The organism is Paenibacillus sp. FSL H8-0282 (assembly GCF_037963825.1).
GTDB classification, from domain to species: Bacteria; Bacillota; Bacilli; order Paenibacillales; family Paenibacillaceae; genus Paenibacillus_AQ; species Paenibacillus_AQ odorifer.
This window is the reverse complement of the sequence record NZ_CP150146.1, coordinates 2,733,689-2,746,127: the sequence shown is the minus strand read 5'-3', so window position 1 is coordinate 2,746,127 and position 12,439 is coordinate 2,733,689. Positions and strand designations below refer to the sequence as shown.

Genomic DNA, 12,439 nt, shown 5'->3' with positions numbered 1-12,439 from the left:
TTCATCATAAATTTAAGACCCGTAAATGCTCCATAACCCAAGAAGAAACGGCAGCGCCTCAAAACAAATAGGCGGCATCCGTTTCTACAATAGGTCATTATTACTTATGCTTGAGACTACTCTTCACCGCGGGTTAGAGTAATGCGATCTTCGTAAATTTCCTCAAGAGCAACACCAACAAATTTATGCGATCTAGGATTCTTCACATCTGTCTTGCCACCCTCACGCAATTGTCTAGCACGACGTGCAGCAGCGACAACGAGCGAATACTTACTGTCAACCTTAGTCATCATTTCATCAATGGATGGATATAGCACTGGGACACCTCTTCATAGTTTACTGTTAATACATTTGACCTTCAGCATAAATTATCTGACTTTACAATGTTCGGCGATAATAATGCTTTCTATTCTCTTACAAGCCAGATCAATCTCATCATTCACAACAGCATAATCATAATGCTGCATTAAGTTGATCTCATCCTCCGCTACAGTCATGCGGTGATCGATCACATCTGGATGCTCAGTACCCCGTCCGCGAATGCGGTCCTTCAACTCGTCCATGGATGGAGGAAGAAGGAACACAAAAATCCCTTCAGGAAATTTCTCTTTAACTTTGAGAGCGCCTTGAACCTCAATTTCGAGAATAATGTCTTTGCCGCTATTGAGAGTTCTCTCCACAAAATCACGTGGAGTACCGTAATAATTACCTACGTACTCCGCGTATTCAAGCAATTGATCGGCTTCGATCATTGCCATAAATTCATCTTTGCTTTTGAAAAAATAGTTGACGCCATCTTCCTCACCCGCACGCGGACTGCGAGTAGTAGCAGAAACTGAGTAGACAAGTTCGGGCATCTTCGGACGTAGTGCTGTACAAACAGTACCTTTACCTACGCCGGAAGGTCCGGATAATATGATGAGCAATCCTTTTGACATAATACACTCCATTTAGTTGTTATTCGTCGTTGTCGTCATCTTTACTGGATAAGCGATGCGCCACAGTCTCCGGCTGTACAGCCGATAGGATGACATGATCACTATCTGTAATGATTACGGCACGAGTCCGTCGGCCATAGGTGGCGTCGATCAACATATGCCGATCACGTGCCTCCTGGATAATACGTTTGATTGGTGCAGATTCCGGACTGACGATAGAAATAATGCGGTTGGCAGACACAATATTTCCAAAGCCAATGTTAATAAGTTTGATTGCCATGTTCCGGTAGTTCCCCCCATAAAGTTCTATGCTATTACCTATTCCCGATTACTCTATGTTCGCAGCTTGTTCTCGAATCTTCTCCAGTTCTGCTTTCATATCTAGCACAAGACCCACGAGAGTTAGATGATTGCATTTCGATCCGATTGTATTCGTCTCACGGTTCATCTCCTGAATGAGAAAATCCAGTTTGCGTCCTACCGGTCCTTTCCCCTTCAGGAGGGCTCTGCATTGCTCGAAATGACTATACAACCGGGTCAACTCTTCATCAATATTACAGCGATCTGCAAAAATAGCGATCTCCATCCCAAATTTATGCTCATCAAAAGCGAACGTCCCATCATTTAGTTCATTTAACCGATGTCGAAGTTTCTCTCGATATTCAATGATTACGACAGGTGCAAGTTCAACCATTTCAGCATGCATGTTCTCAAGATGGTTCAGGCGCTGTTCAATATCAGCGGCTAGAAAACTTCCTTCACGGGCGCGCATCTCCAGCAGAGACTGCAAACACTGCTCAAGTCCCGCCTCCAATACTTCGGAGTAGTCTTCTAATGTCGCAGACACGGCACCCGCAGCCTCGTCTTTGCTGTCCATAATACCGGGTATAGAAAGTATATCACGTAAAGTCAACTCACCACTCAAACCATATTCATTCTTAAGCTGCTCTGCTGCCTTTAGATAGGTCATTACAGCAGAGTGATTCAGAACCGGTCTAACAGTCGACTCATCGTGCTCTCTATTGATGGTAACATCTATTCTTCCCCGTTTGATGTGCTGTTGAACCTTTCTTCTCAACACATCCTCATAACCCGTCCAATCCCGGGGCATCCGCAGTACAACTTCGCAGTACCGGTGATTCACCGATTTCACTTCGAACATAATCTTGTAGCCGCCGAATTGCAGGGACGATTGACCGTATCCGGTCATGCTAAATGACAACGGAATCACATCCATTACACTATTGTAATTGATTATTACTAGCGAAACAAGGGGGACAATTTGCGTCCTGATTTCTCCCACACATACTCCATTAGCTGTGCGCTCATATCGTAGAACATGAACGGAGTCATCAGATAGATCCCATTAAAATGGGCAGTAGCAACATCTAACAGTTCCTTAGCGATAGCGACACCTTCTGCTCTTCCAGCTTCCCCTTCAAGTCCCTTCATGCGGTTGCGGACATCGTCCGTAAGCTGAATACCGGGAACCTCATTATGTAGAAACTCTGCATTACGTCCGCTTGCCAGTGGCATAACCCCAATGAATACGGGAATTTCCAGATGTGCTGTTGCCTCAGCTATCTTCACGATAAGTTCCTGATCATAGACAGGCTGGGTCATAATATAATCGGCACCAGAGGCAATTTTCTTCTCCAGACGTTGCACTGCCTTATCCAAATGTTTAACATTCGGGTTAAATGCAGCTCCGATTACAAAATTCGCTTTCTGTTTCAAAGGTTTACCTGAGAAGGAAATCCCGTCATTCAGCTGCTTGATCATTCTAATAATCTCAAAAGAGGTTAAATCATAAACCGAGCTTGAGCCGGGAAGATCTCCAAATTTCGCAGGATCACCTGTTACGGCCAGCACATGATCAATTCCAAGCGCATCAAAACCCATCAAATGGGATTGAGTACCAATCAAATTACGATCCCGGCAAGCAATATGCACTAGCGGACGAAGTCCAGTTTTAGCGTGCACCAAATGCCCCAAAGCCATATTGCTCATCCGTGTAACAGCCAGAGAGTTGTCGGCGAGTGTCAACGCATCCGCGCCTGCTCTTCTAAGCGCTTCTGCGCCCTGCATAAACTTTGCGATATCCAATTCGCGCGGTGGATCAAGCTCAACAATAACCGTATGTCGTTCCTTTACCAGATCAACCAGGTTCGGCTCTCTACCCTCTCTATCATCATCGCCAAAATTATCTTGCAGCGATACACGCTCCACAGTAGGTGGCAACGATTTAGGAAGCGGTTGCGGTACATAATTCTTCAGTGCAGACGAGATTTCTGCGATATGCTGCGGAGTTGTACCACAGCAACCACCGATTATCCGGCAGCCCATCTCCGCAAAAGTCTGCGCCATTTGCCCAAAATATTCTGGTGAAGCCCCGTACCTGTATTCTCCGTCTACATAATCCGCTACACCCGCGTTTGGATAAACAGAGGCTGGCAGAACCAGATTCCCTTGTACAGCTTTGAGCGCCCGCTTCATTCCGTTCGGGCCCGTGTTACAGTTAAATCCGATAACATCAGCGCCATCGCCTTCCAGAATACGAAAAGCTTCCGGCAAAGTTAATCCATCTAATGTGCGTGCTGTTTCATCGACAGCTAATTGGCAAACTACAGGAAGCGAGCTGATCTTGCGGAGTGTTCTTAGAGCTAAATGCAGTTCCTCAACATCGTAGAAGGTTTCCAGCATAATGCCATCTACGTCCTCTTCTAACAATGCAGCAATCTGCTGTGTAAAATATTTTTTCAGCTCTGTGGAAGAGAGATTCGCACGTTTGCCCGCACGAATAGATCCTACAGCTCCTAATACATACCCATGATCTCCAGCAGCCCGGCGAGCGATTCTAACCCCGGCTCGATTAATTTCCTCAACCTTGGATTCTAGACCATATTTGGACAGCCTGTCATAGTTCGCCGAGAAGGTGTTGCTTTCCAGCAGCACTGCCCCTGCCTCAATATAGCTGCGGTGAACATCTTCGATTACCCCCGGAGAGGTCAAATTCAATTCTTCATAGGAAATGCCGACCGGGAAACCCTTCTGATATAAGTAGGTGCCCATCGCTCCGTCTCCGACTAATACTTTATTTCCCCATGCGGAACGTAAATCCGGCTTCACAACAAGATCCTCCCCTGCCACATTAGTTTCTAACTTTAGTTTCATACTAATGTAACATAAATCGGTATGGATGATAAGCTTTCCAAAAGAAATGCATTTAGCCCAAAATATCCACCATGCATGTTCATCTATAAAAAGCTTCATACTAACGTTAATGCTGATATTTCCATAAAGGAGAGAATACTTTGAAGAAAAAAACAAGAAAGTTTCTGATCCGAAAATACGCTGTAACTTTACTGCTAGCCACTCTCTGCTTATTGTATATTTATTTGCTAGATTGGCTGTATGGCTATGGGCTGGGTAACGTCGGCTATATCCTTAATTATCTATTCTATACCGCCTCTGAGAAAGCAACGGCTTGTATTTTGCTGCTCTGCTTGTTCATCCCCGATATCTACTACTGGAAAACAGGACATCAACCAGAACGTGGCGGGGAAAGATGACTTCTTATCGCCGCAACAATGACAAGAATTACAGGGATCAACACCATAAAGAACGGGAAAATCGTATATAACAATCTCCCTCCCTCATTAATATGTTCAGTAAAGCTCCGCGCGTTCAACATCGAGCTGAACAGAATGATCAGAGCACAGGGATAGACCATTCTCCGGTAAGGAATTTTGAACAATTCGGAAATCCCTATAAGTGCCGCCGCAAAAAACACTGACATTTTGAAAAAAACGCCGATAATCAGCACCATAACTACTAGAATATCCACACGTTGAATAAAATCAGAGATTGAAATCTTGCTAATCGTGGGCATCAGAGGGAGGGGTGAACGTTTCACAATATCTGTGCCCAGCACGGAGATATTCAGCATCATAGTCAGACTTAAGAGCAAACCTGAAACAAATATCCCTGCTCCGATGACCCAAGGACCTTTTTTAGCATTGTTCAGATAGGGCATTAGCATGGTAAAACAAATCATTTCACCAAAAGGGAACATATAGTTCTGGCGAATGACAGATTCGATCACAGGCTGGAACCCATTCTCAAAAACAGGAAGCAATCGATTCAAATTAATGGAGCCCGATAACATCAGCATGATCGAGCAAAATATACCGATCAGCATTACGAGAGTTGCGAATACCAATGAAGTTCGGGATAATACCTCTACTCCTTTATGCAAAACATACGCAGAAGATAAGATCATCAACGTAGATATAACAAATAAAGGTGTGCGATGCATGGTAGCCATAACCAGCATGGAACTTCCATCCCGTAAATCACGACCCGCTAAATTGAGAAAAAGGATAATGTAGAGAACAGAAATCACCGTACCGATGGATCTTCCCAGCAGCTTGCGGGTATATGCCGTTAAGGGGAGATCCGGAAACTTTCTGTATAAATAAGTGTACCCCGAAAAAATAATCAAACCGATCAAATTTCCGAGCAGTATGGATATCCACGCATCTTTACCAGACTCCATCCCAAGATTCACTACCAGTGCTGTTCCAAGTTCAAACAACAAAGTCAACGTGAAAAATTGGAGTAGTCCTATTTTTATTTTTCCCATAGCTGCCCCTCCTTTATCGTCATTACTTATACTTGGACTGAAAGGAATCACTCCGCATATCCGTATGCCTGATCACAGCATCCGTATTGATATTAATCTGGCAGGTTTCAAATATACGATCCCAATGATCTTTTACTTGTTTCCAGCCACGTGGATTAGCTCTTTCTGCTGCTTCACCAAAACCTAGATAATCACTTTTTAACGAACGGGCAGTTGTTATGGCAGCGCGAATCTGTTCTTTAATATTCTTTTCCAAAAGCTTCGAAAGATTATTTAACACCGTTGGATCTGTTAGATCCAAGCCATTGGGCGATTCCTTTAATCCAGCCTGCTGAGTGACGTTAATCGTGAAGATAGGATGCTCTATGTCTTTCGCATCAGCGTGGATATGTACCTGTGATAAATACACATTAAACGATATATAATCATTCTCACCTATCGAGACCAGTACCGGCATCTGAGAGATTTTATTCTTAAGCAGAACGGTACCGATCGCATCCTCCCCTTGCAGCCACCCTTTAAGCTTGTCTTCTTTAAAAGCTGCAAGACCCGTAACTTTTATTATGGCCTCCGGTCTTATTTTTTTTAAATTATCATTACTTTCCCTCTGCTCCAAATCTCCAGTCACTAGCACGCCATTGATCACTGGCCCCCCACCAGGAACCTGTATCCCCCGGATAATATCATCCACTTCCATCCGATAGTTATATCCGAATTGCTTGGAGGTCGTCTGCAGCTTTTCCACCAAATCGTTGGATGGAATTCTTCCGAACACGGTCATAGTCGTCATACATTCACTAGCAGGCTGTCCCTTGGAAATAAAAATCAGGCTTGTCAGCCGGGTTTCACTTTCCCTTTCCAGCACATCCATGATATCCTTGATGCCTTCTTGCGCGAACTTCTCGGAAATGATGACTACCCGAATATGTCCTAAAGACAAAAAACGTGCAGTCTGACGTGAGGCATTGGCTAATGCTTCAAACATAGAGCGGCCGCTACCTTTATATACCGAAACAGGTGAAGTCCCTCTAGCGTTCTTCCCAGAGATTTCGTCAGCAACGATAACCTGAAAGGATACTACGTATTTCTCTTCTTCTGTAGGTCCTCTATCTATGGACACACCCGAAACGATGGCTCTTCTGTTTAATTCCACACTATCCCAGCAGCCTGTGAGACTAAGACAGATCAATACGCAAGGTAAAAGTCCTGCTAAGAAAAAATTGCATTTACTCAGAATCTTGCTTTCCTTTCTTATGCGACTGTGTCCCTTTAGTCTTATCAAGAATTTTTGGAGATAGGTTCTGTTCATGTCCGGTTGTGATCTCCTTCCCTTCTGAAATGTTCCCTTGCTGCGCAGTAGCAGGAGCTGGTTCTGCTGTGCCAAGCGCCCACAAAGGCAGCCTTAAGACAGCATCCTTCTGACCTCTGGATGACAAAGGCACGATTGGAGACAAATAAGGAACGCCAAAAGTCCGCAGACTGTTCATATGTGCAACCAGTACGATTAAACCCAATGTAATCCCGTAAAAACCAAACATACCGGCCAATATCAAAAAACCAAAGCGGATAATTCTGCCCGCAATCGCCATGTTATACGCTGGAATGGCAAAGCTCGCAATCCCGGTCAACGCGACCACAATCACCATAACGGGCGTAATAATTCCAGCCTCTACCACGGCCTGACCAAGAATCAGAGCACCTACTACAGATACGGTCTGCCCAACTGCACGTGGCATTCTTACTCCCGCTTCCCGGATGATCTCAAACGCACCTTCCATTAGAATAGCTTCGACAAAAGCGGGGAAAGGCACATTTTCCCGTTGCGATAACAGGTTGATCAGCAAAGTCGTAGGGATCATCTCATAATGAAACGTCGTCAAAGCTATATACACGGAAGGCCCTAGAATAAGCACAATAAAACTGATATACCGAATAATTCGCATCAGAATAGCAATATCGAACCTTTGCGCATAATCCGAAGCTGACTGAAAAAAAAGAGTGAAAACCGCAGGCAAAATCAATACAAAGGGGGTGCCATCAACGACAATCACTACCCTCCCTTCTAACAGATTCGTTGCAGCCACGTCTGGCCGCTCGCTGTTATTGATCGTTGGAAAAGGGGTAAAGGTCTTATCCTGAATCAGCTCTTCGATATAACCGGATTCCATGATGGCATCTACATTAATCTGCTGCAGCCGTTTTCTAACTTCTTCAACCAGCTTCTCGTCCGCAGTATCCTTGATGTACATAAAAACCACATCGGTCTGAGTTACCGCCCCGATCTTCACATGCTCGAGTCTTAGTTTGGGTGATCTTATTCTTCTGCGTATTAATGAGACATTCGTAGCCAAAGATTCAACAAAGCTATCCTTTGGACCACGCACAACTAGCTGAGTGGAGGGTTCAGTGACAGAACGAGCTTCCCCTCCTTCAGTCTCACACATGATGCCACTGTCATAACCTTCAATGAGAATCAGTGTCTTCCCAGAAAGAATTCCGAGCAGCACCTCGTTCCAATCCTCCTGCAGCTGCGCTTCACCTATTTCCAGGGCACGGTTTAAAATGAGGTCATTCAGATTATTTGCTGCAGTATTACTTTCCTTAAGCATCTCATCTGTTATGGAGAGCAATGAACCCATTACAAATTGATTCACGGTTTCTGTCTTAGCTAGACCATTAAGATGTACCGCAGCAGCCTCAACAAAGGATTGCTCACCAAGCTTTACCTGGCGGATTCTAAGATCCGGACTATCTCCCAGCTCGGTAATGATATTGTTTAGTGTCTGCTCCAGATGAATGGTTAATCTGGCTCCCGAACCTGAACCCGCCGGGTCTGCTTGCTGTCCCTTACCGGATTTATTTCTTTTAGTTAACCCGTTGATGTTCAACAAGCTCCCCTCCTTTCTCTCATAAACATTGTAGTATTATTCTCGGTTACTCCTTCCATTATTCGGCTGCTTAAAGTCACATCAGGTTAAAAACACAAAAAAGGCAGTCCAAGAATGCGCTCTTGGACTGCCTTTTTTATTATTTTTTATATTGCTACACTGCCCGTGAATACGACCTCAGCAGGTCCAGTCATATAAACATGATTATCCTCTTCATTCCATTCAATATAGAGATCGCCGCCCTTTAGACTAATCCAAGCTGCCCGGTCTGTAAGATCATTCAGCACAGAGGAGACAAGGGTTGCACAGGCTCCAGTGCCACAGGCAAGCGTAGGTCCTGCCCCACGTTCCCAGACACGCATATCCACTCTCCCCCGATCCAGTACCGTTGCGAATTCAACGTTTACTTTTCTCGGGAACAAAGGATGTACCTCAAGCTTAGGTCCCCATGTGGCAAGATCAAAATTCACTGCATCTTCTACGTAAATCACGCAATGAGGATTTCCCATGGATACCGCTGTGAACGTAAATTCGGTTCCGTCCGCTTCAATCGGCTGAGAGAGCACTGGCTCTGCATCAATAGATACTGGAATTTGCAGACCGGACAATACAGGTTCGCCCATATCTACAGTTACAGTCTCCACAACACCGTCTTTCACGTTTAATGTAACCTTTTGTTCTCCGGCACCAATCGTTTCTATTACAATCTGCTCTGAGCTTACCAGTCCGTGGTCATATACATATTTAGAGACACAGCGAATAGCATTTCCGCACTGCTCCGCCTCCGAACCATCAGAATTCATAATACGCATCATGAAATCGCCACGCTCAGAAGGAAGGATATATACCAGTCCGTCAGCACCGATTCCAAAGAACCGGTTGCATAGGGTTACAGCAAGCTCCGCTGCATTACTTGGCAGCTCTTGCTCACCGAAAACAACGATGAAGTCATTACCGAGGCCGTGCATTTTTGTAAATTCCATTAAAAGTCCACTCCTAAAGGTTATGTTATGTTAGCATTCGCTTAAGCTTAAGGTTCTGTGTAATTTAGCATTTCGCAAGCATATGAGCGGTTAACTGCAACAAGTATACCTTTAGGAATGGAGCATTAGTATTGACTTTATGCTGAAATTTTTGTACTTTTTATCATCGTACTGCCGCTGCGCCCCCGATTACGTTTGCCGCCCCAAACACTGCCGGCACCCATCAAGAAGGTTGGGATTCCCGCTGTTACAAACACCAGACACCATTCGCGGAAATTGAGCGGCACTGTTTTGAAGACAGGCTGGAGCACAGGCACGTACATTACGGCCAGCATCAGTAAGACTGATGACAATACGGCAAGCACTAGATACTTATTCTGGAACGGATTGCGGTGGAACACTGAGCGCGAGCTGCGGCAATCGAAGACGTGGATCAACTGTGCCATAACGAGTGTCGCAAAAGCCACCGACTGTGCGCGAATCAATTGTGCAGGATTCTCTGGTGCTATACGTAAAGTTAGCCAAAATGCTCCTAGCGTACATAAGCCAATTAAGAGTCCACGGCTTATAATTTTCCAGCCTAAGCGGCGGGCAAAAATATTCTCTTTCGCACCACGCGGTTTATGCTCCATCAAATCCTTCTCGGGCTGATCCACGCCAAGGGCCATCGCTGGCAGTCCGTCTGTCACCAGATTGACCCAAAGGATTTGAATGGGAACGAGCGGCAATGGCAGAGCGAGCATCATGGCAAAGAACATTGTCAGAATTTCTCCTACATTGGATGCCAACAAATAACGAATGAATTTACGAATATTCTCATAGATGTTTCTGCCTTCTTCGATGGCAGCAACGATCGTAGAGAAGTTATCATCTCCGAGAACAAGTGATGATGCTTCCTTGGTCACATCTGTGCCTGTGATACCCATGGCTATTCCGATGTCCGCAGCCTTAATGGCTGGAGCGTCATTCACTCCATCTCCGGTCATAGCCACTACGTGACCATGACGTTGTAGCGATTTAACGATCCGAAGCTTATGCTCTGGAGATACGCGGGCGAATACATACACATTGTCCGATACCTTATCCAGCTCATCATCATCCATCCGGGTTAACTGAGCACCTGTCAGCACCGTTCCCCCACGCTGCAGAATTCCCAGCTGGTGAGCAATAGCCTCGGCAGTTGTTCCATGGTCACCGGTAATCATAACCGTCTTAATCCCGGCCCGGCGTGTGACGCTGATGGCATCGCGGACTTCACGACGTGGCGGATCAATCATTCCAGCCAAACCAATAAAGACTAATTGATTCTCCGCATCCTTTTCACTATTCACATGTTCATTTGGTCGCATATCCCGGTAAGCCATACCTAGCACACGAAGGGCTCCAGAAGCCATCTGCTCATTGGCATCAAGCACCTTTTGCCGCAAAGTCGGCGTACAAGGCACAACACCGCCCTCCCAAAGCATGTATGAGCAGCGATTGAGCAGTACATCGGGCGCACCTTTTGTACATACCATCCGTCCTCCAGGATGGCCTACGATCACAGACATCAGCTTCCGTTCAGAATCAAACGGAAATTCCTGTTCACGAGTGTAGGTTACAGCAAGCGTCTGAGCGGTCAGACCCATCTTTCCTGACAGTGCCACGAGTGCTCCTTCAGTCGGGTCGCCCTTCAGTTCCCAAACGGAAGTGTTGTCTGCAGACTTTTCAAGAATAGCATCCTTATCCTTCCCTTTGCGTTTGCCTCGCACTTCAGACTGGAAGGTCTCGATGATTTCCGCGTTGCTGCATAATGCGCCGACCTGCAACATCCGCCGTAAGCTTTGATCATGTTTTAGATCCACTGCTTTACCTTTCTCCAGAACCTGTCCATTTGGAGCATACCCTTCGCCTGTTACCTCAAGACCACGTCCACCCGTCCATAATCGGGTCACCGTCATTTTATTCTGCGTTAAAGTTCCTGTCTTGTCTGAACAGATTACCGAGGCACAGCCCAGCGTTTCCACTGACGGCAATTTACGAACGATAGCTTTGCGTTTGATCATCCGCTGCACACCTAGCGCAAGCGCAATAGTTACAATAGCGGGGAGCCCTTCCGGAATCGCGGCAACTGCCAAGCTCACACCAGCCAAGAACATGGAGGTGGCAGGCTGTCCATGCAGAATACCTGCTGCCACAACTACAATTGTCAATCCCAGAGATACGTAGATCAGAATCTTTCCTAGTTGCTCAAGCCGATGCTGCAAAGGTGTTTCCTGAGAATCCGTATTCTGGATTAGATCTGCTATCTTACCCATTTCCGTATTCATACCGGTACGGATTACAACAGCTCTCCCTGTTCCTCTGGTTACCATAGTGCCCATGAAGCCTAAATTCTTCTGATCACCAAGCGGAATCTCTTCTGCACGGATCGCTTCCGAATGCTTCGAGACAGGTAATGATTCCCCAGTAAGTGCGGATTCTTCCACATATAGAGCACTGCATTCCAACCAACGTACATCAGCAGGAATCCGATCACCACTCTCCAGCAAGACAATATCGCCTGGCACCAACAGCTTGGCTGGGATAATCTCGCTATTCCCTCCACGTAGCACTTTCGCAGAAGGTGCGGAGAGCTGCTTTAAAGCTCTGAGCGAACGTTCGGCGCGAAACTCCTGAACAAATCCAAGCGCTCCATTCAGTAGGATAATCGCGATGATCGTGATGGCATCCAAGTATTCGCCTAGCAACCCGGATACAAGCGTTGCACCCATGAGCACAAGCACCATGAAATCCTTGAACTGGTTCAACAGCAGGGTAAACGGAGATACTGTCTTTCCTTCCGACAGCTCGTTGTACCCGTTCTCCTTTCGTCTCTCCGCGGCTTCCTCATCACTGAGGCCCGTCCTTGGCTGGACATTGAACATTTTCTGCAGCTCTTCTGCACCGAGACGGTGCCAACTGTTTTGTTCCATGACTTTTCTTTCCCTCCCGGTCGTTTCTTTA

At 45.9% G+C, this 12,439-nt stretch carries 11 protein-coding genes; 1 reads left to right on the top strand and 10 read right to left on the bottom strand.

Annotated features, from left to right (window positions below):
* Positions 1-116: 116 nt before the first annotated feature.
* The 5 genes from rpoZ to NST94_RS11875 are packed head-to-tail and all read right to left on the bottom strand — an operon-like array spanning position 117 to position 4,067.
* Positions 117-317 (bottom strand): DNA-directed RNA polymerase subunit omega, encoded by a 201-nt coding sequence (gene rpoZ, locus NST94_RS11895; RefSeq protein WP_036686188.1) that lies wholly within the window; start codon positions 315-317, stop codon positions 117-119.
* Positions 318-368: 51 nt separating this feature from the next.
* Positions 369-938, bottom strand: coding sequence for a guanylate kinase (gene gmk, locus NST94_RS11890; protein ID WP_076129144.1), 570 nt, complete (start codon positions 936-938; stop codon positions 369-371).
* 19 nt (positions 939-957) lie between these two features.
* Complete coding sequence (locus tag NST94_RS11885; protein WP_006209218.1) at positions 958-1,218, bottom strand: DUF370 domain-containing protein; 261 nt, start codon at positions 1,216-1,218, stop codon at positions 958-960.
* 48 nt (positions 1,219-1,266) lie between these two features.
* Complete coding sequence (locus NST94_RS11880; RefSeq protein WP_076129143.1) at positions 1,267-2,160, bottom strand: YicC/YloC family endoribonuclease; 894 nt, start codon at positions 2,158-2,160, stop codon at positions 1,267-1,269.
* A gap of 38 nt (positions 2,161-2,198) precedes the next feature.
* A complete protein-coding gene (locus tag NST94_RS11875) occupies positions 2,199-4,067 on the bottom strand; it encodes a bifunctional homocysteine S-methyltransferase/methylenetetrahydrofolate reductase (RefSeq protein ID WP_339282145.1) in 1,869 nt (622 codons plus the stop codon).
* A 185-nt stretch (positions 4,068-4,252) separates the two neighbouring features.
* Here NST94_RS11875 and NST94_RS11870 point away from each other — a divergent pair, with 185 nt between their 5' ends.
* Complete coding sequence (locus NST94_RS11870) at positions 4,253-4,510, top strand: hypothetical protein (protein WP_036686181.1); 258 nt, start codon at positions 4,253-4,255, stop codon at positions 4,508-4,510.
* On the opposite strand, the gene NST94_RS11865 is transcribed toward NST94_RS11870, so the two are convergent.
* The 5 genes from NST94_RS11865 to NST94_RS11845 all read right to left on the bottom strand — a co-directional run bounded on the left by NST94_RS11865 (position 4,483) and on the right by NST94_RS11845 (position 12,408).
* Positions 4,483-5,583, bottom strand: coding sequence for a GerAB/ArcD/ProY family transporter (locus NST94_RS11865; RefSeq protein WP_248548081.1), 1,101 nt, complete (start codon positions 5,581-5,583; stop codon positions 4,483-4,485). The two genes, NST94_RS11870 and NST94_RS11865, sit on opposite strands and share 28 nt — an antisense overlap.
* Before the next feature lie 22 nt (positions 5,584-5,605).
* Positions 5,606-6,892 (bottom strand): Ger(x)C family spore germination protein, encoded by a 1,287-nt coding sequence (locus tag NST94_RS11860; protein WP_081387714.1) that lies wholly within the window; start codon positions 6,890-6,892, stop codon positions 5,606-5,608.
* Complete coding sequence (locus tag NST94_RS11855; protein WP_076310393.1) at positions 6,810-8,471, bottom strand: spore germination protein; 1,662 nt, start codon at positions 8,469-8,471, stop codon at positions 6,810-6,812. Before NST94_RS11855 ends, NST94_RS11860 begins: the two co-directional genes overlap by 83 nt.
* 146 nt (positions 8,472-8,617) lie before the next feature.
* Positions 8,618-9,454, bottom strand: coding sequence for a diaminopimelate epimerase (gene dapF / locus NST94_RS11850; RefSeq protein WP_076129138.1), 837 nt, complete (start codon positions 9,452-9,454; stop codon positions 8,618-8,620).
* A gap of 137 nt (positions 9,455-9,591) precedes the next feature.
* Complete coding sequence (locus tag NST94_RS11845; RefSeq protein WP_076189874.1) at positions 9,592-12,408, bottom strand: calcium-translocating P-type ATPase, SERCA-type; 2,817 nt, start codon at positions 12,406-12,408, stop codon at positions 9,592-9,594.
* Positions 12,409-12,439: the final 31 nt, after the last annotated feature.